This window comes from Streptomyces tanashiensis (assembly GCF_014648895.1).
Classification (GTDB): Bacteria; Actinomycetota; Actinomycetes; order Streptomycetales; family Streptomycetaceae; genus Streptomyces; species Streptomyces tanashiensis.
The window spans coordinates 196,137-222,514 of record NZ_BMRZ01000004.1; the positions used below are offsets into that span (position 1 = coordinate 196,137).

A 26,378-nucleotide genomic window follows, 5' to 3' on the forward strand; every position below is an offset into this window, starting at 1 on the left:
GCCGGGCGGCCCCCTTTCCCCATCGAGCCCACGCGGCCCTCCCGAAGAGGTAGTACGTATGACGGACGCCGGTACCCGCACCGCCCCCGTACGAAGAAGAGCCGTACGCCCCGTGCCCGCCGGCGCGGTCATCGCCTCGGTCGTGCTCGTCGAGCTCTCCAGCGGCATCACCCAGGGCTTCCTCTCCCCGCTGCTCAAGGGCCTCACGGACACCTTGCAGGTCACCGCCGCCGACCTGAACTGGATCAGCATCGCGAACCTGCTCGCGAGCGTCGCGTTCACGCCGGTCCTCTCCCGCATGGGCGACCTCTACGGCCACCGCCGCCTGCTCCGCTGGAACCTCGCGATCGTCATCGCAGGCTCCGTCCTCGTCGGGCTGAGCCGCTCCTTCCCGGTGCTGCTCGCCGGCCAGATCCTCCAGGGCGCCATCGCGGGCTTCTTCCCGCTCCTCGTCGGCATCCTCCGCAACCGCCCCGACGGCGGCGACGCCGAGAGCCGCCGCGGCATCAGCCGCATGGTCGCCGCGCTCATCGGGGGCCTCACCCTCGGCCTGCTGTCCAGCGGCGTCGTCGCCGCGACCGTCGACAGCCCCACCGCCGCCCTCTGGGTGCCCGCCATCGGCGTGAGCGTCGCGCTGGCCCTGACCTGGCCCCTGCTCCCCGAGTCCGAGGACCGCCCCGGCGGCTCCGTGGACTGGGCCGGTGCGGTCCTGCTCTCCGTCGGTCTCGTCGCCCTGATGCTCGCCCTCGGTCTCGGCGGCACCCCCGGCTGGGAGTGGACCTCCGCCCGCACCCTCGTCACCCTGGTCGGCGGCGTGCTCGTCACCGCCCTGTGGGTGCTCGTGGAGCTCCGCACCGCCGAGCCCATGATCGACGTCCGGATGTTCGCCCGGCGCAACGTGGTCGTCGTCTCCGTCGTGACGCTCGCCTTCAGCTTCTGCATGCTGGGCCTTCAGGTCGCCCACTCCGTCTTCCTCGGCACGAGCCCCGCAGAGACCGGGTACGGCTTCGGCTACGGGCCCGTCGCGATCGGCCTGGGGCTGCTCCCCAACCTCCTCGCGATGGCCCTCGGCGCGCTCGCCGCCCCCGCCGTCGCCGCCCGCGTCACCGACCGGCTCACCCTCGTCACCGGCTCCGCCCTCATGGCCGTCGGGTACGGCTTCGTCCTCGCCACGCACTCCTCGGCGCCGCTCTTCCTCCTCGGCACGGCGCTCGCCGGACTCGGCAACGGCTTCCTCCAGCACTCCACGCGCACGCTCGCCGTCGAGTCTGTCCCGCACGACCGGACCTCCGTCGGCTCCGGCATCAACGAGCTGATCATCAACGTCGGCGGCTCGCTCGGCGCCGCCGCGGTCCTCACCGTCTTCGCCGGGCACACCCCCGCCGGCCACACCCTGCCGGACCTCGGCGCCTACACCACCTCCTGGGTGCTGTGCGCGGTGATCTCGATCGCCGGCGGCGCCGCCTCCCTCCTCTACCGCACCCCGTCCAAGGACCTCCGATGACGACGATCACCGCCGCCCGCGACCACAGCCGGGCCGCCCTGACCCGCCATCGGGACGCGGTCATCGGGCTCAGCCACGCCCTGCACGCCGACCCCGAACTCGCCTACGAGGAGCACCGCGCGGCCCGCCGCATCACCGACCTCGTCGAGCGCGCCGGCTTCGACGTGACCCGCGAGGCGTACGGGCTGCCCACCGCCTTCCGGGCCACCGCCGGCACCGGCGACCTGGTCGTCGCGATCTGCGCGGAGTACGACGCGCTCCCGGGGATCGGTCACGCCTGCGGTCACAACGTCAACGGCTCGGCCTCCGTGGCCGCCGCCCTGGCCCTGGCGCCCCTCGCCGACGACCTCGGCCTCACCGTCGCGCTGCTCGGCACCCCCGCCGAGGAGTCGGGCGGCGGCAAGGTCGACATGCTCCGCGCCGGGGCCTTCGACGACGTGGCGGCCGCCATGATGGTGCACGCCGCACCCCAGGACGCCGTGGGCCTCACCACCCTCGCCATCAGCAGCCTCTCCGTCGCGTACTCCGGGGTCCCCGCGCACGCCGCCGCGATGCCGCACCGGGGCGTGAACGCCGCCGACGCGATGATGATCGCCCAGGTCGCGATCGCCGCCCACCGCCAGCAGATGATCCCCGGCGCCGTCGTCTCCGGAGTGGTCACCTCGGCCGGCGACGCGGCGAACGTCATCCCGGACCGCGCCACCGCGACGTACGACGTCCGTGCCGGCACCAGCGAGGAACTCGCCGAGCTCCAGGCGCGGGTGCGGGCCTGCTTCGAGGCCGGAGCCCTCGCCACCGGCGCCGACCTCCTCCTGGAGACCGTCGGCAACGACTACGCCGACCTCCGCCAGGATCTCGCGATGGGCCGGAGCTACCAGGCCGCCGCCGAGGCCCTCGGCCGCACCGTCCTTCCCGACGACCCCGGTCTGCGCGGCGGTTCGACCGACATGGGCAACGTCTCGCACGTCGTCCCGACGATCCATCCGTCCATCGGGTACGACTGCGGCGACACGATCATGCACCACCCGGACTTCACCCGGTACGGCACCACGGCCGCCGCCGACCGTGCCGTCCTCGACGGGGGCCTGGCGATGGCGTGGACGGCGATCGACCTGGCGGCCGACCCGGCCCAGCGCGAGCGGCTGCTCGCCCGCGTCGCCGCCCGCGCCGCCGCGAACTGACCGCCGGAGGGCCGTGCCTCAGGCCGCCGCGTCCAGCCAGGGCCGGCGGCCGGGGCCGGCCGGGTGGGTACCCGTGACGGCCATGACCACCGAGTAGAGGCTGGTCTCGGCGGCGATGAAGAGGCGGTTGCGCTTGGCCCCGCCCCAGGAGATGTTGGCGACCGCCTCCGGGACGTTGAGTCGCCCGATCAGGGTGCCGTCGGGGTCGTAGCAGTGCACCCCGTCGTTCATCGCGGCGGCCCAGAGGCGGCCGTCGGCGTCGAAGCGGAGATTGTCGAAGCGGGCGTTCTCGCGGGCCGAGGCGTCGGCGAAGACCTTGCCGTCGGAGAGCGTGCCGTCCTCGCGCACGTCGAAGACCCGGATCAGGCCCGCGCGGGTGTCGGAGACGAACAGCCTGCTCTCGTCAGGGGAGAAGACGAGACCGTTCGGCGCGGCGAACCCGTCGGCCACCAGCCGCACTTCGCCGCTGTCCGGATCGATCCGGTAGACGTTGTTCGCGCCGATCTCGCTCTCCGCGCGGTACCCCTCGTAGTCGCTCGTGATGCCGAAGTCCGGGTCGGAGAACCAGATCGAGCCGTCGGACCTCACCGCCGCGTCGTTCGGACTGTTCAGGCGCCTGCCCTGCCACCGGTCCGCGAGCACGGTGAGCGTTCCGTCGTGTTCGGTGCGGGTCACGCGCCGGTTGCCCTGCTCGCAGGAGATCAGCCGGCCCTCGCGGTCGAGGGTGTTGCCGTTGGTGTGCCCGGCGGAGCGGCGGAAGACGCCGACGGCGCCCGTCTCCTCGTCCCAGCGCAGCATCCGGTCGTTCGGGATGTCGCTCCAGACCAGCTGCCGCCAGGCGGGCAGATAGATCGGCCCCTCGGCCCAGCGGCAGCCCGTGTACAGGACCTCCAGCGCGTCGTCGCCGTTCATGCACCGTCCCGTGCGGAACCGCTCGTCGAACATCTCGTACAGCTCGGGGCGCTCGCCGCTCATGGGGCCCTTCCCTTCCGACAGTCAGCACGTATGCCGAACCTGATCCTGCGTGAGATGAAGAATGCAGGATCATCTATGGTCCACACAAGAAGTCGCCGAACAGGGAGCCGTGGATCACATGCGCCGGGTCACCCCTCGTCCTCCTCCTCCACGGTGAACAGCGCCCCTTCCGGGTCCCGGACCACCACCCGCCGCTCGTCCTCGCCGCCCGAGGGCCGCACCCCGGCCCACTCGCCGCCCGGCACCACGGAACCGCCGTTCGCCACGACCGCCGCCCGCGCCGCCGCGAGATCGCGCACCCGGAACCGGACCAGCCAGCGGGGCCGCGACTGGGGACTGGGCGAGGCGGATTCCACCGGACCGCTGTCGAGCCGGGCGACGGCCTCGCCGTCCCGCCGCAGCACCACCCGGTCGTGCTCGTACGACACCTCGCTGGCGCCCGGGCTCCCGTCCGCCCAGCGGAGCACCCCGCCGTAGAACACGGCCGCGTCGAAGGCGTTGCGGGTGTGCAGCTCCAGCCAGGCCGGGGCCTGCCGCTCGCCGACGTGCCAGCGCGAGACCAGACGCCCCTCCCACACACCGAACAACGCGCCCTCCAGATCCGTCGCGAGCGCCGCCCGGCCCCGCGGCGGGTAGGCCAGCGGCCCCACGCCGACCGTGCCGCCACGCTCCCGGATCCGCGCCACCGCCGCGTCGGCGTCGTCCACGGCGAAGAACACCGTCCAGGCCACGGGCACAGCCATCTCCGCGGCCACCCCCGCGATCCCGGCCACCGGCACCCCGTCCCGCTCACCCACCACGTACGCGTCGCCGAGGGCGCCCCGCCGGAAGGTCCACCCGAGCACCGCCCCGTAGAAGCGCCTCGCCGCCTCCAGATCGCGTGCGGACAGATTCAGCCAGCACGGCGCTCCCATCGCGTCCCCGGTCGTCGGCCCCGACACCGGCACCACCTCCTCGTCGTCGTCCTGAGTCCCCTGAGTCCGTGCGCCCCTTCCCCGCCCCGCCGCACCGCAAGCGCGCACTCACCCACGTGCCGCCGACAACCACCCGCCCGGCCCCGCCGAAGGGCGCGATACCGTCCGGAGATGCACCGCCCGCACATCACCCTCCGCGAGACCCCGGCCGACGGGACCGCCCCGCTGCTGCTCCGCCCGTGGACCCACGAGGACGCGGCAGCGCTCGTGCGCCACCACCGGGACCCGCAGCTGCGGGCCTGGCTCGCCACCCACCTGGACACCACCGAGCAGGCCCGCGCCTGGGTCGACGCCCAGCACCGGGGATGGGCGGCCGGCACGAGGGCGGCGTTCGCCGTCGTCGAGGACCTCCCCGCTCTCCAGGCCCCCGTCGGCCACGTCGCCCTCACGGCCACGGAGCCGAGCGCGGGCACCGAGCCGGGGGCGCAGCCGTCCCCCGCCACCCCCGCCGCACCCGTACGGGCCGGCTACTGGACCGCCCCCGAGGCGCGCGGGCGCCGGATCGCGTCCCGGGCCCTGGTCCTCGCCGCCGGATGGGCGGCGGGCCCCGACAGCCCGTTCGTCGGGCGCACCCTGGAGCTCGTGCACGCCGTCGGGAACGAGGGGTCGTGCCGGACCGCCCTCGCCGGCGGCTTCGCCCTCAGCGGGACCCTCCCCGCCTCGCCCGCCCGGCCGCGTGCCCAGCACCTGCACACGGCAGCGGGTCAGCGACCCGCGCGGGAGGCGTAGGCCCGGACGTCGGCGTCCGGGTCGTCGGCCGCCCCGGCGAGCGCGGCGCGTGCGGCCGGTTCGGCCCGGTGGGCCAGGAGCGACAGGACGGCGGCCTTGCGCACGTCCGCGTTCGGATCGGCGAGCGCCCCCGCCAGCGCGGGGACCGCGAGGCCCGGCGGGGCCGCCCGGAGCGCGGTGGCCGCCCCGGACCGCACCTGCCAGGCGCCGTCGCCGAGCGCCGCGCCCGCCCCCGCCGCGTACGACGGAGGGCAGCCGGTGCCCGCGAGCGCGGCCAGGGCCGCGCCCCTCACCAGGGGGTCGGGGTCGTCGAGCAGCGGCGCCAGCGGCTCCGGCGCGGGAGCCCGTACGGCCGCGAGTCCACGGGCCACCGCGACCCGGACCTCGCGTGCCGGGTCGGCGGCGGCCCGCCCGAGCTCGGTGACCGCGTCCACCGAGACCAGGGCCCGTACGGCCTGGACGCGCACCTCCACGGCGGCGTCGCCGAGCGCTCCCGCGTAGAGCGGGGCGTCCCCGAGGCGCAGGGCCCGCAGGACGTCGAGCGCGGCGGCGCGCACGGCCGGATCGGGCACGCCGAGGGCCTCCCGGAGCCCTTCCCCGAGCGCGGGTTCGGCGGGGAGGACCTCGACGAGCTCCCGCAGGGCGGCCGCGGCGGCGGCCCGGACCGGCGCCGCTCCGTCTCGCAGCCGTGCGGCGAGCACGGGACCGACGCCGGCGGGCGCGGTCTCCCCGAGCGCGGTGACGGCGGCGGCCCGCACGGACGGATCGGCGTCGTCCAGGTAGGGGCCGAGGGCCTCCAGGTCGGGGGAGTCCTCGACGAGCGCGAGCAGCCGGAGCAGCCGGGGGTGGGGTCCGGTGGGCGCGGGGACCCCGGCGGGCGAGCCGGAGGCGGCCGGACGGGGAACCACGGCCGCCGGGGCCGCGTCCCGCGCTCCGGCCGTGGCCACCGGCACGAGCGCCACCTCGCCCAGGTGCCGCTCGGGGCCGCCGGGCGGGGCGAACTCCGGCACCGGCACGAGGTACGGTTCGACCGGCCGCGCCGTGAACTCCATCGCCCCGGACGGAGACTTGCGCAGGTCCAGATGGTGCAGCCAGCCCGTGTCGTCCCGCTCGGGGTGGTCGAGCCGCTCGTGGTAGAGGCCCCAGCGCGACTCCGTCCGGGCGAGCGAGGCCCGCGCCGCCATCTCGGCGCAGTCCCGGATGAACGACACCTCCGCGCACCGCATCAGTTCGTGGGCCGTGCGCGCCCCCATCCCGGCGATCTCCGCCGACATCCGGTCGAACGCCTCCACGGCCAGGGAGAGTTTCGCGCCCGTCTTCGGCGGGGCCACGTAGTCGTTGACGAACCGGCGCAGCTTGTACTCGACCTGGGGCTGCGGCGGACCGTCCGGGTTCCGCAGCGGCCGGTAGACGAGCTCGTGCGCGGCGGCGATCTGCTCCTGGTCCAGCACGCCGTCGTACGCCCGGTACTGTGACGCGTCCTCGCCGGCCAGGTCGCCGAAGACGAAGGCCCCGATCATGTAGTTGTGCGGTACGGAGGCCAGGTCGCCGGCCGCGTACAGCCGGGGCACGGTCGTGCGGGCGTGGTCGTCGACCCGTACCCCGGAGGCCGAATGGCCCCCGCACAGGCCGATCTCCGAGATGTGCATCTCGATGTCGTGGGTCCGGTAGTCGTGCCCCCGGTTCTCGTGGAACGTGCCGCGGGTGGGCCGCTCGGTGGTGTGCAGGATCGACTCGACGGCGCCGATCGTCTCCTCGGGGAGATGGCTCAGCTTCAGGTACACCGGGCCCCGGTCCGAGGCGAGTTCGGCCGCGAACTCGGCCATCATCTGCCCCGACCAGTAGTCGGACTCGACGAACCGCTCGCCGTGCCGGTTCACCTGGTACCCGCCGAAGGGGTTGGCGACGTAGGCGCAGGCCGGTCCGTTGTAGTCCTTGATGAGGGGGTTGATCTGGAAGCACTCGATGCCGGTGAGCGCCGCGCCCGCGTGGTACGCCATCGCGTAGCCGTCGCCGGCGTTCGTCGGGTTCTCGTACGTCCCGTAGAGGTAGCCGGAGGCGGGCAGGCCGAGCCGACCGCAGGGGCCGGTGGCGAGGACGACGGCCCCCGCGCGGACGACGACGAACTCCCCGGTGCGGGTGTGGAACCCGGCCGCGCCGACGGCCCGGCCGTCGTCCGGGTGGGTGAGCACCCGGACCGGCATGACCCGGTTCTCGATCCGGATCCGCTCCCTCATCTCGCGCCGCCGCAGCTGCCGGTAGAGGACCTTCTTCACGTCCTTGCCCTCGGGCATCGGCAGCACGTAGGAGCCGGAGCGGTGCACCTGCCGGACCGCGTACTCCCCGTGCTCGTCCTTCTCGAACTTCACCCCGTACGACTCCAGGCGCCGGACCATCGCGAAGCCGCGGGTCGCCGTCTGCCGGACGGTGGACTGGTCGACGAGGCCGTCGTTCGCGCGGGTGATCTCGGCGACGTAGTCGTCGGGCTCGGCCCGGCCGGGCACCACCGCGTTGTTGACGCCGTCCATGCCCATGGCCAGGGCGCCGGAGTGGCGGACGTGCGCCTTCTCCAGGAGCAGGACGTCCGCCCCGCGCTCGGCGGCGGTCAGCGCCGCCATCGTGCCGGCGGTGCCGCCGCCGATGACGAGCACATCGCAGGAGAGCTCGGTCGCCGCGGAGAGGTCGGGGACGGTCAGGGGGGTGTCCACAGGGTGCCTTTCGGAGGGCTTTCAGAGGGAGTCGAGGACGTGGCGGCGCAGCGCCTCCGTCGCCGGGAGGTGCCGGGCGTCCCGCGCGCGCGGGTGCGGCACGTCCAGGACCTCGCCGGACGCGAACAGGGCGACCCGGTCGCCGAGATGGAGGGCCTCGTCCACGTCGTGCGTGACGAAGACGACGGTCGCGCCGGTGCCGCGCAGGATCTCGACGAGCAGGTCCTGCATCCCGGCGCGGGTGGTCGCGTCGAGCGCGCCGAACGGCTCGTCCATCAGGACCGCCCGGGGCCGTCCGGCGAGCGCGCGGGCCAGCTGGACGCGCTGCCGCTGCCCGCCGGACAGCCGGCCCGGCAGCTTGTGGGCGTGCCCGGCGAGCCCGACCCGCTCCAGCCACTCCTCCGCCGTGGCGCGCCGCACGGCGCGGGGGACGCGGCGGATCGCGAGCGGCAGTTCCACATTGGCGCGGACCGACCGCCAGGGCAGCAGGGCGTCGTGCTGGAAGACGAGCGCCCGGTCGGCGCCGGGCCGCCGGACCGGCTCCCCGTCCTGGGTGACCCGCCCCTCCAGCGGGGGCAGCAGCCCGGCGAGCGTCCGGAGCAGGGTCGTCTTCCCGCAGCCGGAGGGGCCGACCACGGTCAGGAGTTCACCGGGCGCGATTCGCAGCGCGACGGGCCCGGAGACGGCGGCGCCGTCCGGGTGGCCGAGCCGGGCGCCGTGCAGGGCGAGTTCCGCGCCGGTCGGCGGGGCGGCGGTCGGCGGGCTCACGGCAGCGCTCATGGCACCGGCTCCTTCTCGGGTACGGGGACGACGACGGCGGTACGGGTGGGGGCGGCGTCCGCGGGGGAGCCCGGTGCGCGGGAGGGGACGTCCGTGCCGCGCTCGGCGGGGCGCGGCAGCCAGGCGGTGACCCGGCGCCCGAGCGCCTCGACCGCGGTGGAGGTGAGCCGGCCCAGGACGCCGATGGTGGCCATGCCGACGAAGACCCCCGGGTAGTCGACGACCGTGTAGTCCTGCCAGGTGCGGTAGCCCACCCCGTACTCGCCGGAGATCATCTCGGCCGAGATCACACAGATCCAGGCGACGCCGATGCCCACCGACAGGCCGCCGAAGATGCCCGGCAGGGAGCCCGGGAGGACCACCGAGAACAGCACCCGGGCCCGGCCACCGCCCAGGGTGAGCACGGCCTCCTCCCACGCCGGGTCCAGCGCCCGCACCGCGTGCCGGGTGGACACGAGGACGGGGAAGAGGGCGGCGGCGCAGGTGATGAAGACGATCCCCTGCTCGTTGGTGGGGAGCAGCAGGATCGCGACCGGCACCAGGGCGATGGCGGGGATCGGCCGCACGACCTCCACCAGCGGGCCCAGGACGTCGGCGGCCCACCGGGACCGGGCCACGGCCGTCCCGGCGGCCACCCCGAGGACGGCCGCGAGGAGGAAGCCCAGCGCGATCCGGCGCAGACTGTGGCCGAGGTCCTGCCAGTACGCCTCGGTGCCGATCCGGTCGGCGAGGGCGGAGGCCACCTCGACGACCGTGGGGAACTGCTCGAACCGCAGCCACAGGTTGACGTCCAGGGACGTCAGCAGCTGCCAGACGCCGAGCGCCGCGAGCGGAGAGGCCACCCGGACCAGGCGGCGGCCGAGGCTCACGAGACCAGCCTCACGGCGTCCGCGTACGCAAGGATCCGGGAGCCGGCGTGCCCGGAGACGTACCGCTCCGCGCCCTCCCGGGTCACGAAGGCGCGCCACTCGCCGGCGTCCTCGACCCAGACGGCGCGGTCCGCGAACCAGAGCGTCCCGGTCACCGCGTCCGGCACGTACGCGGCCCGGACCGCGGCCCCCTTGACCGCCTTGAGGAGGGCCTTCGGGCTGTCGAAGGCACGGGTCGCGTCCTGCCCCTTCAGCCAGAGCTCGGACCTGGCGGCGCCCGCCCTCGGGTACGCGGCGCCCGGCACCGCCCGCCGCAGCGGAGCCGCGTCGACGAAGGCGTCCACGTCGACGTCCTTCACCAGGCCCGCCTCCTTCAGGACCGGCACGTCCTCCTTGAGCGCGGCGACCAGCTCGGCGCGGAGCTCCGGGTCGAAGGTGGCGATGCCCTGGGCGCCGTTGTAGAGGTAGACCACCTCGGCGGGCAGTCCGGTCTCCTTCGCCACCGACTCGGCCGAGGCCACCGGCCGCGTGCGCAGCTCGTCCGTGGCCCGCCGCTGCGCGCGCAGGAACGCGTCGAGGACCTCCGGGCGTTCCTTCGCGAACCGCTCGCGGACGGTGACCCCGTGGAAGGTCGGCAGGTTCAGCTCGGCGCCGTCGTACAGCGCGGTCGCCCGGCCCTGGAAGGCGAGCAGACCGGGCCAGGCGACGAATTGGGAGAGCGCGTCGGCTGTGCCCGCCGCCAGCGCCGAAGCACCCACGCTCGGCTGCTGGTTGACCTTCCGGACGTCCTTCGCGGGGTCCAGTCCGGCTCGCCGCAGGGCCCGGACGAGCGTGCCGTCGGCGGCCGAGCCGACGCTCGTGGACACCTTTCGGCCCTTGAGGTCCTTCAGCGTCCGCAGCGGTGAACCGGGCGCGGTGACGACGGTGTTGAGGCCGCCGCGCAGGTTGTACCCGGTCACCGCGACCAGCCGCGTCGGCTCCTTGAGCTGCTTGCCGCGCGCCGCGTTGATGAGCAGCGGGAAGTCGCCCATCGAACCGATGTCGATCTTCCCCGCGGTCATCTGCGCGGTGATCGGTGCGCCGGTCGCGTAGTCCTGCCACACGACCTTGTAGGTGACACCGTCCTTCCCGCCGCGCTGCGCGAGCTCCTCCTCGAAGTAGCCGAGGGAGCGCAGCAGGGTGCCGGCGGTGACGGTGTTGATGGTCTTCGACTGGTAGCCGACGGTCACCGTGACCGTCTTCCCGTCGGTGGAGCCGCCCGCCCCGTCACTCCCGCAGGCGGTGGCGAGCGGAAGCAGCAGGGCGAGGGGGAGGGTCAGGGCGAGTCTGTGCGACTGCATGGGAGTTCGGCCTTTCACCGGAGCAGGTAGGGCATGTTGACGGTCACCGCGCCGGTGGGACAGCGGGCGGCGCACGGGCCGCAGTACCAGCACTCGTCCACGTGCATGTAGGCCTTGCCGTCCTCCTCGCGGATCGCGAGCGAGTCGAGCGGACACATGTCGACGCAGAGCGTGCAGCCGTCGATGCACTTCGACTCGTCGACGGTCACGGGCACGTCGCCGCGCTGGGGGACCACAGGCATGGCTGTCTCCAGGAAAGGGGGTGTACGGGGGAGCCGACGGGGTCAGAGGGAGCGGCGGAGCACGCCGCTCATGGTGATGCGGTCGCCGCGGAACCGGATGAACTCCAGGTCCACCGGCCGCCCGTCGGGCAGACAGGTCAGCCGCTCCAGCATCAGGACGGCGGCGCCGCGCGGCGCCTGGAGGACGGCGGCGGAGTGCGCGTCGGCGTTGACGGCCTCCAGGGTGATCTCGGCGTGCCCGAGCGGACCGCCGGTCAGCTGCTCCAGGAGCCGGAACACATCCGTGTTCTCCAGGTCGCAGCCGAGGAGCTCACCCCCGATGTCCATCGGGAGGTACGACAGGTCCAGTGAGAGCGGCAGCCCGTTCAGGCGCCGCAACCGCTCGATGCAGAGCACGTCCGTGTGCTCGGGCAGGCCGAGACGGTGGGCCACCGGACCGGGGGCGCCGACCGGGCCCATCGTCCGGACCTCGTTGGTGACCCTGCCGTGCTCGTGCAGGGTCTCGGCGAGCCCCTGGAGCCGGTCCAGGCCGTGCGGGTACTTCTCGCAGACCACCACCGTCCCGACCCCCGGCTGCCGGTCGACCAACTGCTCGCCGCGCAGCAGGTCCAGGGCCTGGCGGACGGTGTTGCGGCTGGCCCGGTAGTCGGCCGCGATGACGTCCTCCAAGGGGAGGACCCCGCCGGGGAAGCCACCCGCCAGGATCTGGTGGCGCAGCAGATCGGCGAGCTGCCGCGCCCGGTCCGAGCGCAGCCGCCGGCGGCGGGCGGCGGCGACGGGACGGGCGGCGGGAGCGGATTCGGCGGGCATGGCACGGAACGTAGCGGCGGACGGGCCCCGGTGGTGTTGCCGCAGTATTGCGCCACCTGACACACCCTCCGTACGCCTCTGACCTGCGGCGACGTCCGGGCGGCGGCGAGATCCGCCACCCCGGCGCCCAGCAGGTGGACGGCGGGCCGCCCACCATGTGGGAGACGTCAGGCGGCCGGGCCGTGCACCTCGGTCCGGAGGGCCACCGAGAGGTGATGGTGCAGGAGGCCGAGGACCGGCTCGTCCGGGGCGAACAGGCCCGCGGCGAGCTTCCAGTACCGGGGGAGCACGGGGCTGTCGTCCAGGGCGAGCAGAGCGACGAGCCGGCGGCGGAAGGCCGGCGTGTCCGGCTCTCCGCGCGCGTGGGCGTAGGCGGAGACGAAACAGTCCAGGGCCCCGCCGTCCTGCGGCGCCCGCCCCGCCCGCACCGCGGCCGAGGCCAGCCCGTAGGCCTCGGCGAGTCCCTCGTACAGCAGGGCCGGACGGTACTCGCCGTCCGGGAGCGGGGGCGAGGGACGGAACCCCGGCCGTTCGAGGCGCGGGTCGGTGACCAGCGCGTGCAGCCGGGCGAAGGCCAGCACCTGGTCGGGGTCCGGCTCGTCCGGAGGCCGCGGCACCACCGCGTCGAGGACCATGGACACCACCGGCCGCGGCAGCCGCGCCGGCAGAGCGCGCCGCCAGAACCGGGCCAGGGCGTCCGTGTCGGGAGGGGCGGGCAGCGCACCGAGCAGACGCAGCCGCTCCGCGCGCTCCCCGGCGGCGCAGTCCCGGAGCAGCTTCAGCGAGGCCTCCTTCCAGCGCAGCGCGACCAGTTGGGAGCCCACGTCCCGCAACTGCCCGGCGACGGCCTCCTCCAGCGTGTCGTCGGCCCCGTCGCTCTCCAGCACCCGCTCCACCTCGGGCACCGGCAGATCGAGGGAGCGCAGGGACCGGATGAACCGCAGCCGGTCGAGAGCCTCGGCCCCGTACCGGCGATGCCCACCGGAGCTGCGGCCCGCCTCGGGCAGCAGACCGCGATCGGAGTAGAACCGCACGGTCTTGACGGTCACCCCCGCCCGCGCGGCCAGCTCCCCGATGCTCCACAGCCCGTCGGACACCACGAGGTGAACCTCTTTCCGCTCTTCGCGTTCTCACCGGGTCCGATCGCCGTCGGACCCACCCATTCTGACGTCCGGCCGGGCCGCTTCGACACGGTCCTTGAATCTCCCGCAGGGGGAGTTCCTAGCGTGACCGCGGGACATCCCCCAGAAGTGACGAGGAGACGGTCATGACAGCGTTCGTGCTGGTGTCGGACACCTTCACCGGTGGCTGGGTGTGGGAGGAGACCGCCGCCCGGCTGCGCGCCGCGGGCGCGGAGGCGTACCCGGTGACCCTGACCGGGATGGGGGACCGCCGCGCCGAGGCCGGGCCCGGGACCGGCCTGGAGACCCACATCGAGGACCTGGTCGACGTCCTCGACGGGATCACGGCGACCGAGGTGGTCCTCGTCGGGCACGGATACGGCCTGTACCCGCTGTTCGGCGCCGCCGACCGGAGGGCCGGACGCGTCGCGCGGATCGTCTCCGTCGACACGGGACCTCCGGAGGACGGCGGGACGGCCGTCCGCGCCGTACCCGATCCGGAGGTCCGCGAGGCGCTCGCCGCGCGACCCGACGCATGGGTCCCGCCGCCCGCGCCGGGCACCTGGTCGCGGTGGGGCAGCGTCGAGGGGATCCCCGCCGAGGCCCTCGCCCGGCTGGAGCACGAGGCCGCGCCCCAGCCGGCCGGCACGCTCACCGAACCGCTCCGCCTGACCGGCGCCGTGTCCGCCCTGTCCCTCACCGGGATCCTGTGCGCCGCCAACGGGCAGAGCATCGCCATGGTCGAGATGGCCGTGGCGTCGGGCCCGCCCCAGTTCCGGGTGCTCACCGAGGACCGGTTCCGCTTCTTCGAACTCGCCACCGGACACTGGCCGATGCTCTCCGCACCCGGGGAACTGGCCGAGGTGCTGCTCCGCGCGGCCGCCGGCGAGGGCCACCGGGTGACCGCGCCCGAGCACGCGCACGAGCAGCCGTCCCACCTCCTGCCCTTCCTCATCGACGTGCCCGAGCGGCCGCGCGACCGCGTCGGACGGGTCGACCTCCACCTCCCGGACGCCGACGGACCCCGGCCCGCGGTGGTCTTCGTCCACGGCGGCCCGATCGAGCCCGACCGGACGCCCACCCCACGGGACATGCCGTTCTTCCTGGGATACGGCCGCTACGCGGCGGGCATGGGCGTCGTCGGAGTCACCGTGGACCACCGGCTCCACGGCCTCGCCGACTACGCCCGCGCCGCCGCTGACATCGCCGAGGCCGTCGAGCTGGTCCGCGCCGATCCGCGCGTCGACGGGGACCGGATCGCCCTCTGGTTCTTCTCCACCGGCGGGCTCCTGGCGGCGGACTGGCTCGCCGCGCCCCCGCCGTGGCTGCGCTGCGTCGCGGCGAACTATCCCGCCCTGGCGCCGCTGCCCGGCTGGGAGTCGGTGGAGGCCCGCTTCCGCCCCGTCGCCACCGTGGGCACGGCGGACGGGCCGCCGGTCGTCCTGACCCGCGCCGGCCAGGAGCACCCGGTCTTCACGGCGACCGTCGAGGCGTTCCTGACGGCCGCGAAGGAACGCGGGGCCGACGTCGAGGTCGTGGACGCGCCGCTCGCCCACCACAGCTTCGAACTCGTCGATCCCACCGACGAGTCCCGGGCGGTCGTGGAACGGACGATGCGCGCGGTCCTCGCCCGGCTTGAGGCCTGAACCGCCGGGAGGGTCCGCCGCGTGGCCCGGGGAGGGCGGCGCGCCCCGCCCCGGGCCGTACGGCCCCGACTACGAGAAGCGCGCCGCTCGGCGACGCCGCGCGGGCTCGTTCACGTCGGCGACCGTTCCGGCGCCGAGGCCGGGGGTGCGGTCCCAGTCGCGCAGCCGGTCCTGCCGTTCTCCTCCAGCGTCGGAATGCCGAGCAGTGGGATGGATCACCGGCCATCCCGAGACGGTACGGCGGTGGTGGCGGGCCCGACTCGTGACGAGCCCGTCACCACCCCCCCGGCTCACCGGTCGGCCGGGCGCCGACCGCGTCGGGGCACGGAATCCAGGAGGAGCCGGGTGTAGGGGTGTTCCGGTGCTTCCAGGACCCGCGCGGTCGGGCCCGTCTCCACGACCTGGCCGGATTTCAGCACCAGGACCTCGTCCGCGATGTGCCGGACCACCGCGAGGTCGTGGGTGACGAAGAGGTAGCCGATGCCCGACTCGCGGCGGATCGTGGCGAGCAGTTCGAGGATCTGGGCCTGGATCGACACGTCGAGCGCGGCGACCGCCTCGTCGAGGACGAGGACCCGGGGCTCCACGGCGAGGGCCCGGGCGATCGCCACGCGCTGGCGCTGCCCGCCGGAGAGGCCCCGGGGGAGGGCCGAGGCCTCGCGCGCGCCGAGACCGACCTGGTCGAGGAGCTCGGCGACCCGGGTCCGGCGAGCGCCCTGGTCGAGGCCGGTGTGGAGCCGCAGGACCTCGTCGAGGCAGCCCGAGACGGTCACCCGGGGGTCGAGCGACAGATACGGGTCCTGGAAGACCATCTGGATCTCCCGGGCCCTGGCGAGCCGTTCGGCCCGGCCCCGGGGCCGCGTGGAGCGGTCCCGGCCGTCGAGGCGGACCGTGCCGCCGTCCGGGCGCTCCAGACCGACGAGCATCCGGACCGTGGTCGTCTTGCCGCTGCCGGACTCCCCGACGAGGGCGAGGGAGGATCCGGGCGCCAGCGCGAAGGACACGCCGTCCACCGCGGTGTGGTCCCCGTACCGCTTGCGCAGGCCCTCGACGACCAGGCCTTCCTCGGGTGCGACGGTCACAGGGTGATCCCTTCTTCGGCACGGTGGCAGGCGGCGAGCCCCTCTCCGTGGCGGGCGAGCGCGGGCTTCTCCTCGGCGCAGCGCGGCAGCGCGTGGGCGCAGCGCGCGGCGAAGGAGCAGCCGGGCGGCGCCTCCGCGAGGGAGACGGGTCGGCCCGGGATGGGCCGGGGGGCCGGCGCGCCGGGTTCGATGCGCGGCGTGCACGCGAGCAGGCCCGCCGTGTAGGGGTGCCGGGGCCGGTCGAACAGGTCGTCCGTGGACCGGGTCTCCACGATCCGGCCCGCGTACATGACGTACACCCGGTCGCAGATGGCCGCGGCCAGTTCGAGGTCGTGGGTGACGAACAGCATGCCCGTGCCCCGTTCGGCCCGCAGCCGGGCCAGCAGGGAGATGACCTCCGCCTGGGTGGTGACGTCGAGCGCGGTCGTCGGCTCGTCGGCGACCAGGAGGTCCGGCTCGCTCGCCAGGGCCGCCGCGATGACGACCCGCTGGAGCATGCCGCCGGAGAACTGGTGCGGATGGCGGCGCAGGGCGCCGCGCGGGTCGCGGATGCCGACCGCGTCGAGGAGTTCCTCGGCGCGGGCGGTCGCCTGGGCGGCGGGCGTCCCGGCCGCGCGCAGCCCCTCGGTGAGGAAGTCGCCCACCCGCCGCAGCGGGTTGACGGAGGCGCGCGGGTCCTGGAAGACCATCGACACCTGCCGGGCGCGCAGCCCGGTCAGCTCGGCGCGGTTCATCGCGAGGACGTCGCGCCCGGCGACCCGGACCTCTCCCTCGGTGCGTGCACCCGCGGGCAGCAGCCCGAGGACGCTGCGGCAGGCCACGGACTTGCCGGAGCCGGACTCGCCGACCAGGCCCACCGTCTCCCCGGGCCGCACGGTCAGGCTCACCCCGTCCAGGATCGGGCGGGCGGCCCGGTCACCGGCCAGGCGGACGCCGAGGCCCTCGATCTCCAGGACCGGCGCGGTCTTCGGAAGGCGTGCTCCCGGCACCGTACTCATCGTGTTCACCGTTCCCGCTTCGCGATCCGGTCGGCGAGTCCCTCGCCGACGATGCCGAACGCCACCACGGCGAGCACGATGCACGCGGAGGGCGCGAGGGCCGGCAGCATCGCCCCCTGCAGGACGGCCGCCTGCCCCTCGTTGATCATGGCGCCCCAGTCGGCGGCCGGCGGCTGCACCCCGAAGCCGAGGAAGGACAGCGCCGCCAGGTCCATCAGGGCGTACCCGAAGTTCATCGCGGACTGCGCGAAGACCGTCGGCGCGATGTTGGGCAGCAGATGGCGCACGCAGACCGTCCAGCCGGACCAGCCCTGCACCCGGTAGGCCTCGATGTACGGCCGGGCCTTCTCCTGGCGGGCGATGCCCCGGACGAGCCGGCCCACGTACGGGGTGTAGGCGACCGACATGGCGATCACGGGCGCCGTCAGACCCGAGCCGACGACCGACACGAGCAGGATCGCGAGCAGCAGGCCCGGGATCGCGAAGACGAGGTCCATGGAACGGGAGAGCATCGTGTCCACCCAGCCGCCGCGCCAGGCCGCCACCACACCGAGCAGGGTGCCGAGCAGGGTGGAGACGCCGACGACGAGCAGCGGCCCGAGGAGCCCGGTGCGGGCGCCGTGGAGCAGCCGGGACAGGATGTCCCGGCCCGACTGGTCCGTGCCGAGCAGATGGTCGCCGGTGGTGCCGACGAGACTCGCCGACAGGTCGAGCGCCTCGGGGTCGTACGGGGCGAGGACGGGCGCCAGCAGGGCGACCAGGACGAGCAGGGCGAGCACCGCGACCGAGACCGCGAAGAGCGGTCCCTGGCCGAAGAGGCGCAGGACGCGCAGCCCCGGCCTGCGGTACGGCGGCGCGGAGGTGGTGGAGGTCATGAGGAGCCTTCCCCGAGGGAGAGACGGGGGTCGATGAGCGGGGCGAGGAGGTCGACGACGAGGTTGACGAGGACGAAGGCCGCCACGCTGAGCAGGGTGATCGCCTGCACGACGGCGAAGTCCTTCGCGGTGACCGACTGCACGAGCAGCGAGCCGAGCCCCGGGACGTCGAAGGCGGTCTCGACGATCGAGGTGGAGATGAGGAGGCCCGCGAGCATGGTGCCGCCGACGGTGACGACGGGACCGAGCGCGTTGCGCAGCACGTGGCGGCGGACCACGGACCGGCCGGCGACGCCCCGGGCCCGCGCCACCTCGACGTGCTCGCGCCCCAGTTCGTCGAGCATGGCCGAGCGGGTCACCCGGGCGAGGAGTCCCGCGAAGGACAGCGCCAGGGCGAAGGCCGGCAGGGTCAGCTGGTGGAGCCGGTCGGAGAGGCCCGCCGGGGTGCCGCCGCCCGGTCCCGGGAACCAGCCGAGCTGGACGGAGAAGAGCGAGACGAGCGCGATGGCCGTCACGAACGAGGGCGTGGCGGTGGCGACTCCGGTGCCGATGAGCACCACCCGGTCCGGAAGGCCGGGGCGCAGCGCGCCGAGGATGCCGGCCGCGACCCCGAGGACCGCGACGAGCACCGCGGCGTAGCCGACGAGCAGGGCGGTGCCGGGCAGCCGGGAGCCGATGAGGGCGGCCACGTCCTGGTGGTACTGGGCCGAGCGGCCGAAGTCGCCGCTCAGGACGCCGCCGAGCCACTTCGCGTACTGCGTGACCAGCGGGTCGTCGAGGTGGTGCTCCGCCCGCAGGGCCGCCACGGCCGCGGGGGTCGCGGGGCGGCCGTGCAGGAGGAACGACACCGGGTCGCCGGGGGCCAGATGGACGGAGCCGAAGACCACGAGGGAGGTCACGAACAGCACCGCCGCCAGGCCGAGGAGCCGTCCGACGAGATAGCGCGTCATCGCTGGGAGGCCCCGATCGTCGCGGCCCACGGGAAGTAGAGCTGGGAGATGCCGGTGGGGGCGCCGGTGATCCGCTTGCCGAGGAAGACCGAGTAGGGCGCCTCGTACACGGGGATGATCGGCAGCTCGTCCATCGCGATCTTCTGGAGCTTCGCGGTGAGTTCGGCGCGCTTGGCGGGATCGGGCTCGGAGTTGGCCCGGTCGAAGGCGACGTCGTACTCGGCGTTGGACCAGCGGCCGTAGTTCCCGAAGTCGCCGGTGCGCAGGTACTGGTAGAACTCCAGCGGGTCGGGCGTGTTGTCGTAGCCGTTGGTGATGACCAGGTCGAGGCCCTCGCGGGCGTCCGGGTCGACGAAGATGCTGCTGTACGCGTCGGGGGAGACGGGCTTCAGCTTGACGTCGAGCCCGATCCGGCGGCCGGCGTCCTGGACGGCGTTGGCGACCACGCTGATCTCCGGTGCGAGCGAGCTGGTGACGATGGTGATCGTCCGGCCGGTCGCGTGGGCCTCCTGGACGAGCTTCTTCGCGGCCGCGACGTCGTACACCGGCTCGGGCTGCGTGTCGAAGAGCTCCGCGGTCTTCTCCGGGGCCAGCGCCCAGGCTCCGCGCGCGGCGGGGGCCTTGGCGGGGACGCCGACGCCGCCGGCCGCGGCCTTGATGATGTTCTTCCGGTCGAGGGCCATCGACAGGGCCTGGCGGACCTTGAGGTTGCCGAGCGGTCCGTGGAAGTCGAGGACCGCGAGGTCGGCGGCGGCCGTGTTGGGGCCGAAGAGGAGCGTGCCCTTGCCGCTGGAGCGCAGCTGGGCGAAGGAGGACGACGGGACCAGGTAGCCGCCGTCGGCGGCGCCGGAGAGGAGCGCGTTGGAGCGGGCCGCGGCGTCCTCGACGAAGGTGAACTTCACCTTCTCGGACTTGGGGGCGAGCGTCTTGTCCCAGTAGCCGGTGTGCTTCTTGAGGGTGATGCTGTCGCCCTGGGCCCAGGAGTCGAGGGCGTACGGGCCGGTGCAGTTCAGCCGGCCCTTCGGGGTGCCGTAGTCCTTGCCCTCCTTCGTCAGCGAGGCCGCGCTGACGACGGTGCCGGGGGAGGCGGCCATCAGCTCGTGGAAGAGGACGTCGGCCTTGCCGAGGCGGATCGTCACCTCCAGGGGGCCGGACTTCTCGATGGAGTCGACGGTCTTGAAGGAGGAGCCCCAGGGGGAGCCGGTCTTCGGGTCCATCTGGCGCTTGAGCGAGGCGACCACGTCGTCGGCGGTCATGGTGGTGCCGTCGTGGAACTTCACCCCGGGGCGCAGGGTGTAGACGAGGGTGCGCGGGTCGGGCTGCGACCACTTCACGGCGAGACCGGGCACGATCTTCATGTCGGGGGTGACCCGCAGCAGCTGCTCGCACACGTTGGCGAGGACGGTGTTCGGCGGGTAGTCGTACGCGAGGGCGTAGTCGAGCGTGTACGGCTCGGCGTACAGCGACCAGGTGAAGGAGTCCAGCGGGCCCTGCGCGGGCGGTGAGGTCGGGCTGACCTTGAAGTTCGTGCCGCCGCCGGCCGCGGGCGGCTTGGTGGCGCCGGAACAGGCGCCGGTGGTGGCCGCGAGTGCGGCGGTACAGGCGAGAAGCGCGATGGCTCTGGGCATGCGCATGGGACCCACCCCTTTACGGGTGTAGTGACGGGCTCGGGGGGATGGAGCGAGTATTGGTGCGGGAACGTTCCCGCACAAGACTTTGCGGGAACGGTTTTGCAGAGCTCACGAGGGTGGCAGCATCACCCCATGACCGAAGCTTCACGGCACGGCGGACAGCCCTCGCCGCCCCTTCCGCGCGTCCGCCTCGTCGACGTGGCCCGCGAGGCGGGCCTGTCCAAGACGACCGTCTCGGCGGCGCTCAACGGCACCGGCAGGCTCTCCCCCGAGGTGCGGGAGAAGGCCCGTGAGACCGCGCGCAGAATGGGCTACCGGCCCAACGCCACCGCGCGCCATCTGCGCGCGGGACGGGCCCGGCTGATCGGATACGTGGTCGGCGAGTTCGCCGCCACTCCCTGGACCACCTTTCTCGAGTCGCCGTACTTCGCCCGGCTGACCGGCGCCACCGCGGCCACCGCCCTGCGCCGCGGCTACGCCGTGGTGCTGCTGCCCGCCGGCTCCCTGCAGAGCGAGTGGGCCGACCTGTCCCTCGACGCCGTGGTCGTCGCCGACCCCGTCGCCGACGACCCGGTCGTCGAAGGCCTCCTCGCCGCCGGCGTCCCCGTCTTCACGGACCGTTCCGTCGAGGGACTGCCCGGGGCCTACTGGGTGGACGTCGACGCGGGCGGCGCCGTCCGCGAGGCCCTCGACCACCTGCGGGAGCACGGGGCCCGCAGGCCCGTCCTCGTGGTCCCGGACAGCACCACCCGCTTCCACACCGAGGTGTTCGCCGCCCACCGGGAGTGGTGCGCCGCCCACGACCTGCCGGAACGGGTGGTACGCGTCGGGGAACCCGGCAACGGACCGGTGGTGCGCGGCGTCGAGACCGCCCTGACCCCGGAAGGCCGGGACCGCCCGGACGCCCTCCTCGTCGTGGCCGAGGCGAGCCCGCCCCTCGTCCTGGAGGCGGCGCGCCGCCTCGGGTACGAGGTCCCGGACGACCTGCTGGTCGTCCTGGTCAGCGAGGACGCCACGGCCCTGCACACCGAGCCGCCGGTGACCACGCTGAGCCTGCGGCCCGAGGCGGTCGCGGAGGCCGGCGTCGAGCACCTCGTCGAGGTCCTGGAGCACGGCCGCCGGGAGCCCGCCGGGACACTCGTACCGACGCGTCTCGACGTGCGGGCCTCTTCGGTGAGGCGGCCTCCTGCGTAGCGCCGGTCAGGCCCCGTGCACCAGCTGCCCGCCGACGTACGTCCGCTCCACCCGGGCCTCGGCGATCTCCTCCGGCGGGCCGGTGAGGATGTCGCGGTCCAGGACGACCAGGTCGGCGAGGTGGCCGGGGCGCAGGCTGCCGGTGTCGTCGAGACCGTTCACGTGCGCGGTGCCCGCCGTGTAGGCGGCGAGCGCCGTGGTGAGGTCGAGGCGCTGCTCGGCGTAGAAGACCCGGTCGTCGGTGGCCTCGGGGTCGCGGCGGTTGACGGCGACGTGGATGCCCGCGATCGGGTCCGGGCTGCTGACCGGCCAGTCGCTGCCGGCGGCGAGGGTGGCCCCGGCACGGACCAGATCGCCGAACGGGTACTGCCACGCGGCGCGCTCCGGTCCGAGGAACGGAATGGTCAGCTCGTCCATCTGCGGCTCGTGCGCGGCCCAGAGCGGCTGGATGTTCGCGATGGCGCCGAGCGCGGCGAAGCGGGCCAGGTCGTCGGGGTGGACGACCTGGAGGTGGGCCAGGTGGTGACGGTTGCCCCGGCGCCCGTTGGCGGCGATCGCGGCCTCCAGCGCGTCCAGGGCCTCCCGGACGGCCCGGTCGCCCAGGGCGTGGAAGTGGACCTGGAAGTCGAGGGCGTCGAGCTCCGTCACGTATCCGCGCAGCGCCTCCGGGTCGACGAAGCTCAGCCCGCTGTTGCCGGTGGCGCAGCCGCAGCCGTCCAGGTACGGGGTGGTCATGGCGGCGGTGAAGTTCTCCGCGATGCCGTCCTGCATGATCTTCACCGAGCCGGCGCGGAACCGGCCGGAGGTGCACTTCTCCCGCCGGGCCACCAGTTCGGGGATCTGCTCGGCTCCCCGCTCCCGGTCCCACCACAGCGCCCCGGTCACCCGGGCGGTCAGCGAACCGTCGCCCGCCGCCGTCAGATACGACTCCGAGGGGTCGGCCATCCCGCCGAAGGAACCGAGCAGCGCGTCCTGCCAGGCGGTGATGCCCAGCGAGTGCAGCAGCTTCTGGGCCCTCAGCAGACCGGCGAGCCGGTCCGCGGCGGTGGTCGGCGGAACCAGCCGGGCGACGAGACCGATCGCGCCCTCCTGGAGCATTCCGCTGGGGGACCCGTCCGCCTCCCGCTCGATCCGGCCGTCGGCCGGATCGGGGCTGTCGGCGGTGAGCCCGGCGAGCTCCAGCGCACGGGAGTTGGCCCAGGCGCCGTGGTGGTCCCGGTTCGACAGCAGCACCGGCCGGTCGGGGACGACGGAGTCGAGCAGCTGCCGGGTGGGCATGCCGCCCTCGAAGCTCTCCATCGACCAGCCGCCGCCGGTGATCCAGGTGTGCTCCGGGTGGGCGTCCGCGTACTCCCGGATCCGCTGCAGGTAGTCCGGGACGCCGACCGTGCCCGTCAGATCGCACTCGGCCAGCTCCTTGCCGCCCGAGACCGCGTGGATGTGGGCGTCCTGGAACCCGGGAAGGAGCAGCTTCCCCGTCAGGTCCACGACCTCCGTGCCGGGCCCGATGAGGTCCCGCACCTCGTCGTGGCCGACGGCCGCGATCCGCTCGCCGACGACGGCGAGCGAGGTCGCCCGGGTGCGGGCCGGGTCCGCCGTGAAGACGGGACCGCGGGTGAAGACCAGATCGGCCGTGGCCATGGGCGCTCCAGAACAAGTGGTGTCGGTTGGTGGGCGCCATGCAAGCGGGCGGGCCGTTTACACGTCAATGGCGTTGACGTAAGGTTCCGGCCATGTCCGAACGTGTGGTCCCTGAAGGCAGCCGGCAGCGGCGCCGCCCCACCAAGCAGGGCGCCGTCCTCTCGGAGCGGCTCATCGTCGAGACCGCGCTGCGCCTGATCGCGCAGCACGGCGCGGAAGCCCTCTCGGTACGGCGGCTGGGCGCCGCGCTCGGCGCCGACCCCACGGCCCTCTACCGCTACTTCCGGAACACGGACGCCCTGCTCCTCGCCGTCGCCGACGAGATGATCGGCCGCGCGCAGGAGGGCTGGAAGGCCACCGGCGACTGGCGCGCGGACCTCCGCGACCTGGGGCTGCGCATCCACGGCTGCTACCAGGCCTACCCGCAGGCGGCGGCCCTCGCGGCCCACCGCACCACCGGGCGGCCGTACGAGACCCGGGCCGTCGAGCGGATCCTCGGCGTCCTGCGGTCCGCCGGCTTCCCGGACGCCCTCGCCGTCCGCATCTACCACGCCTTCGTCGACCAGGCCCTCGCCTTCGCGGCCCAGGACGCCGCGGCGCTCGCCCTGCCGCCGGCCGCCCAGGAGAAGGAGGCGGAGGTCTGGCACGCGGTCTACGGCCGGCTGTCGTCCGACACCCACCCGCACATCGCCGCGACCTTTCCCCTGCTGGCCGCCGACATGCGCGACAGCGGGTACCCGTTCGCCCTCGAACTGATGCTGGCGGCGGTGGCGGCGCTCCGCCCCCCGCCACCCGCGACCTGACACCGCGCCGTTGCCGGCGGGCGCCCCGCGCTGCGGTGTCCCCGCCTGCCGGGGTCCGCAACGCGCAGGCACTCAGGGTGAGTTGAGTAGCGCTACTCAGGTGTCGGGGGTCGCCCCGCCGCACGATGGAACCCTCGTCGACACGGCGGAACCGATCCGCCCCAGGAGGAATCGATCATGCGAGACAGCCGCCTGCGCACACTCGTCCGGCTCACGTTCGCCAACCCCGTCTCGCTGGTCTACCTCGGCCTGGTGGTCGTGGCGGCGCTCCCGATGGTGTTCACCCCGGCGATCGAGCGATCCGGCTTCGAGCCCGTCTGGCTGTTCCTGATCACCGAGCCCACGAGCATGCTCCTGTTCATGCTCCTCCCCGACTTCGGGGACGGCGACTCGGGCCCGGCGATGGCGTACGTCTACGCGGTGCCGGCCCTCTCCGCGCTGCTCCACGCCTTCCTCCTCGGCCTGGCCTACCGGGCCGTCCGAGGAAACCGGACGCGGCGGGCCCGCACCACCGCGTGAAAAGGGTGCCCCTGACTCCGGGGAGGCGCCGTCCGTCGTGCCCCCCGAGCTCTCGGCTTCGCTCGAGCAGGGGGACCCCCATCGCCCCGGCGGAACGCATGCCCACGACGGAGGGCCCGTCAGACGGAGGGCACTCGGGAGAAGCGGCCCACCGCGGACAGGTCCGCGCTGATCTGCGCCGCCGTCTCGCGCAGCGGCGGCAGCAGGGCCGCCAGGCTCTCCTCCGGCGTGGCCCGGCCCGCGTGCAGCGCCACGTTGACCGCGGCGACCACCCGGCCCGTGCCGTCCGTGACCGCCACCGCGAGCGAGCGGAGCCCCTCCTCCAGTTCCTGTTCCACCCACCCGTAGCCGCGCGCGGCGGTCCTCGCCACGGCCTCGTCGAGCCCCTCGTGGGTCGTCACGGTGTGCGGGGTGAGCGCCTCCGGCGTGATCCGGCCGAGCCGCGCGGCGCGTTCCGCCCCGGGCAGGGCTCCGAGCAGGACGCGGCCCATGGAGGTCGCGTACGCGGGGAGCCGGGTGCCCACCGTGATGTCGATGTGCATGATGCGGGTGCCGGCGACCCGCGCGACGTACCGGATGTCGTCCCCGTCGAGCACCGCGACGGAGGCGGACTCGTGGACGCGCAGCACGAGGGCGACGAGGTGCGGGGTGGCGATCTCCGGCAGGCTCAGGCCGGAGAGGCGGGCGTAGCCGAGCTCCAGGACCCGGGGGAGTACGAGGAACCCGTCGGGCTCCTCCCGTACGTACCCCAGATGGCGCAGGGTGATCAGTGACCGGCGGGCGGTCGCACGGGGCAGACCGGTCAGCCGGGCGAGCTCGGAGAGCCGGGCCGGCCCCCGTGCGGAACCGAAGGCGCGCAGCACGTCGAGTCCGCGCGCGAGCGACTGGAGGAACCCCGAGCCGAGCTCCTCCTTGAGCTCGCTCCCGGGGGCGGGGGCCGGTCCGGCCGGTGCGGCTTCCACCGGTTCCGGCTCCGCCAGGGCCCGCTCCATCGCGGTGACCGCGCGGCGGAGCGGCGGCAGGGCCTGTTCCGTGAGGGACGCGGCGCTGTGCCGGCTGGTGTGGCTGACGACGCTGACCGCGCAGACCACCGCGCCGTCCGGTCCCCGTACGGGGAGGGCGACGGCGAGCAGCCCCGGCTCGATCAGCTGGTCGTCCACCGCGAACCCGGTCTCGCGGGCCTCGCGCACCCGGTCGAGGAACGCGGTCTCGGCCTCCTCGGAAGAGGGCGCCGCCGGCCGGGGCGGTACGGAGGGGAAGCCGGTGTCCAGCGGGTCCTTCGCGCGCCGGGCCCGCCATCGTTCGACGTCGGCCGTGTCCCACCCCGCGGCGAACAGCGCGCCGGGAGCGCACCGTTCGGCCGGCAGGAGGTCCCCGGTCCGGAAGGAGATCGCCATCGCCCGGCGGCGGGTGGCCTGGGCGAGGAAGCGGACGCCGTCGCCGTCGGGGACGGCCACGGACACCGACTCGTCCAGCGCGTCGGCGAGGACGACGGCGTGCGGCCCGAGGAGCTCGGGCAGCCCGCAGGAGGCCAGGTAGGCGTTGCCGAGCCCGGCGGCTCCCGGCGCGAGCAGCAGGTCGCGGCCCTCGGTCCTGAGGATGCCGAGCCGTACGAGCGTCGTCGCGACCCGGTCGACCGTGGAGCGGGCGAGTCCGGTCGTCCGGGCGAGGTCGCCGGGCCGGTGGCGGACCTCGGGTCCCGCGGCCATGACGCGGAGCACGTCGAGCCCGCGCGCGAGCGGTCCGACCAGCTCCTCGGGTGCGTCCGGGGCCTCGGGGGGCTGCGGCATCGTCCGGACTCCTCGG

Annotated in this window: 23 protein-coding genes; 7 read left to right on the forward strand and 16 right to left on the reverse strand. The window is 74.5% G+C overall.

Annotated elements, in window-relative coordinates; all coding sequences use genetic code 11:
• Positions 1 to 58 precede the first annotated feature (58 nt).
• Both IE237_RS16645 and IE237_RS16650 read left to right on the forward strand, forming a co-directional pair.
• A complete protein-coding gene (locus tag IE237_RS16645; protein WP_189802742.1) occupies positions 59 to 1,504 on the forward strand; it encodes an MFS transporter in 1,446 nt (481 codons plus the stop codon).
• Positions 1,501 to 2,685, forward strand: a complete 1,185-nt coding sequence (locus IE237_RS16650; protein WP_189802743.1) for an amidohydrolase — start codon at positions 1,501 to 1,503, stop codon at positions 2,683 to 2,685. Before IE237_RS16645 ends, IE237_RS16650 begins: the two co-directional genes overlap by 4 nt.
• Positions 2,686 to 2,703: 18 nt before the next feature.
• Here the strand turns inward: IE237_RS16650 and IE237_RS16655 are convergent, their stop codons facing one another.
• Together IE237_RS16655 and IE237_RS16660 are read right to left on the reverse strand one after the other, a co-directional pair.
• Positions 2,704 to 3,660 carry an SMP-30/gluconolactonase/LRE family protein gene (locus tag IE237_RS16655; RefSeq protein ID WP_189802744.1) on the reverse strand — a complete coding sequence of 319 codons (957 nt, stop codon included), beginning with the start codon at positions 3,658 to 3,660 and terminating at the stop codon, positions 2,704 to 2,706.
• 128 nt (positions 3,661 to 3,788) lie between these two features.
• Positions 3,789 to 4,610: a VOC family protein gene (locus IE237_RS16660; protein ID WP_370468190.1), complete on the reverse strand. Its 822-nt coding sequence runs from the start codon at positions 4,608 to 4,610 to the stop codon at positions 3,789 to 3,791.
• A gap of 135 nt (positions 4,611 to 4,745) precedes the next feature.
• Between IE237_RS16660 and IE237_RS16665 the strand changes: the two genes are divergently transcribed.
• On the forward strand, positions 4,746 to 5,363 hold the full coding sequence (locus IE237_RS16665) for a GNAT family N-acetyltransferase (RefSeq protein ID WP_189802745.1): 618 nt from the start codon (positions 4,746 to 4,748) through the stop codon (positions 5,361 to 5,363).
• On the opposite strand, the gene IE237_RS16670 is transcribed toward IE237_RS16665, so the two are convergent.
• The 7 genes from IE237_RS16670 to IE237_RS16700 all read right to left on the reverse strand — a co-directional run bounded on the left by IE237_RS16670 (position 5,339) and on the right by IE237_RS16700 (position 13,212).
• Positions 5,339 to 8,071 (reverse strand): fumarate reductase/succinate dehydrogenase flavoprotein subunit, encoded by a 2,733-nt coding sequence (locus IE237_RS16670; protein WP_370468191.1) that lies wholly within the window; start codon positions 8,069 to 8,071, stop codon positions 5,339 to 5,341. The genes IE237_RS16665 and IE237_RS16670 overlap by 25 nt on opposite strands.
• 21 nt (positions 8,072 to 8,092) lie before the next feature.
• Complete coding sequence (locus IE237_RS16675; protein ID WP_189802746.1) at positions 8,093 to 8,851, reverse strand: ABC transporter ATP-binding protein; 759 nt, start codon at positions 8,849 to 8,851, stop codon at positions 8,093 to 8,095.
• Positions 8,848 to 9,720 carry an ABC transporter permease gene (locus IE237_RS16680; protein ID WP_189802747.1) on the reverse strand — a complete coding sequence of 291 codons (873 nt, stop codon included), beginning with the start codon at positions 9,718 to 9,720 and terminating at the stop codon, positions 8,848 to 8,850. The genes IE237_RS16675 and IE237_RS16680 overlap by 4 nt, the downstream gene beginning before the upstream one ends.
• Positions 9,717 to 11,060, reverse strand: coding sequence for an ABC transporter substrate-binding protein (locus IE237_RS16685; RefSeq protein ID WP_189802748.1), 1,344 nt, complete (start codon positions 11,058 to 11,060; stop codon positions 9,717 to 9,719). The genes IE237_RS16680 and IE237_RS16685 overlap by 4 nt, the downstream gene beginning before the upstream one ends.
• A 14-nt stretch (positions 11,061 to 11,074) precedes the next feature.
• Positions 11,075 to 11,302, reverse strand: coding sequence for a 4Fe-4S dicluster domain-containing protein (locus IE237_RS16690; protein WP_041132702.1), 228 nt, complete (start codon positions 11,300 to 11,302; stop codon positions 11,075 to 11,077).
• A 42-nt stretch (positions 11,303 to 11,344) separates the two neighbouring features.
• Positions 11,345 to 12,112, reverse strand: a complete 768-nt coding sequence (locus IE237_RS16695; protein WP_189802749.1) for a GntR family transcriptional regulator — start codon at positions 12,110 to 12,112, stop codon at positions 11,345 to 11,347.
• A 167-nt stretch (positions 12,113 to 12,279) separates the two neighbouring features.
• Positions 12,280 to 13,212, reverse strand: a complete 933-nt coding sequence (locus tag IE237_RS16700; RefSeq protein WP_189802750.1) for a MerR family transcriptional regulator — start codon at positions 13,210 to 13,212, stop codon at positions 12,280 to 12,282.
• A gap of 167 nt (positions 13,213 to 13,379) precedes the next feature.
• On the opposite strand from IE237_RS16700, the gene IE237_RS16705 reads away from it, so the two are divergent.
• A complete protein-coding gene (locus tag IE237_RS16705; protein WP_189802751.1) occupies positions 13,380 to 14,879 on the forward strand; it encodes an alpha/beta hydrolase in 1,500 nt (499 codons plus the stop codon).
• A gap of 290 nt (positions 14,880 to 15,169) precedes the next feature.
• Here the strand turns inward: IE237_RS16705 and IE237_RS16710 are convergent, their stop codons facing one another.
• The 5 genes from IE237_RS16710 to IE237_RS16730 are packed head-to-tail and all read right to left on the reverse strand — an operon-like array spanning position 15,170 to position 20,418.
• Positions 15,170 to 15,961, reverse strand: a complete 792-nt coding sequence (locus tag IE237_RS16710) for an ABC transporter ATP-binding protein (RefSeq protein ID WP_229842715.1) — start codon at positions 15,959 to 15,961, stop codon at positions 15,170 to 15,172.
• Complete coding sequence (locus IE237_RS16715) at positions 15,958 to 16,959, reverse strand: ABC transporter ATP-binding protein (protein ID WP_189802752.1); 1,002 nt, start codon at positions 16,957 to 16,959, stop codon at positions 15,958 to 15,960. Before IE237_RS16715 ends, IE237_RS16710 begins: the two co-directional genes overlap by 4 nt.
• A gap of 5 nt (positions 16,960 to 16,964) precedes the next feature.
• Positions 16,965 to 17,834, reverse strand: coding sequence for an ABC transporter permease (locus tag IE237_RS16720; RefSeq protein ID WP_189802753.1), 870 nt, complete (start codon positions 17,832 to 17,834; stop codon positions 16,965 to 16,967).
• Positions 17,831 to 18,784, reverse strand: coding sequence for an ABC transporter permease (locus IE237_RS16725; protein ID WP_189802754.1), 954 nt, complete (start codon positions 18,782 to 18,784; stop codon positions 17,831 to 17,833). Before IE237_RS16725 ends, IE237_RS16720 begins: the two co-directional genes overlap by 4 nt.
• Positions 18,781 to 20,418 (reverse strand): ABC transporter substrate-binding protein, encoded by a 1,638-nt coding sequence (locus IE237_RS16730; protein ID WP_189802755.1) that lies wholly within the window; start codon positions 20,416 to 20,418, stop codon positions 18,781 to 18,783. The genes IE237_RS16725 and IE237_RS16730 overlap by 4 nt, the downstream gene beginning before the upstream one ends.
• 129 nt (positions 20,419 to 20,547) lie before the next feature.
• Here IE237_RS16730 and IE237_RS16735 point away from each other — a divergent pair, with 129 nt between their 5' ends.
• On the forward strand, positions 20,548 to 21,609 hold the full coding sequence (locus tag IE237_RS16735; RefSeq protein ID WP_189802756.1) for a LacI family DNA-binding transcriptional regulator: 1,062 nt from the start codon (positions 20,548 to 20,550) through the stop codon (positions 21,607 to 21,609).
• Between the two features lie 6 nt (positions 21,610 to 21,615).
• Here the strand turns inward: IE237_RS16735 and IE237_RS16740 are convergent, their stop codons facing one another.
• Complete coding sequence (locus IE237_RS16740) at positions 21,616 to 23,250, reverse strand: amidohydrolase (RefSeq protein WP_189802757.1); 1,635 nt, start codon at positions 23,248 to 23,250, stop codon at positions 21,616 to 21,618.
• Between the two features lie 92 nt (positions 23,251 to 23,342).
• Here IE237_RS16740 and IE237_RS16745 point away from each other — a divergent pair, with 92 nt between their 5' ends.
• Positions 23,343 to 24,053, forward strand: coding sequence for a TetR/AcrR family transcriptional regulator (locus tag IE237_RS16745; protein WP_189802758.1), 711 nt, complete (start codon positions 23,343 to 23,345; stop codon positions 24,051 to 24,053).
• Positions 24,054 to 24,230: 177 nt separating this feature from the next.
• Positions 24,231 to 24,572, forward strand: a complete 342-nt coding sequence (locus tag IE237_RS16750) for an SCO4225 family membrane protein (protein WP_189802759.1) — start codon at positions 24,231 to 24,233, stop codon at positions 24,570 to 24,572.
• Between the two features lie 119 nt (positions 24,573 to 24,691).
• Here the strand turns inward: IE237_RS16750 and IE237_RS16755 are convergent, their stop codons facing one another.
• Entirely contained in the window at positions 24,692 to 26,362 is a 1,671-nt protein-coding gene (locus IE237_RS16755) for an IclR family transcriptional regulator domain-containing protein (protein WP_189802760.1), read from the reverse strand.
• Between the last annotated feature and the right edge of the window lie 16 nt (positions 26,363 to 26,378).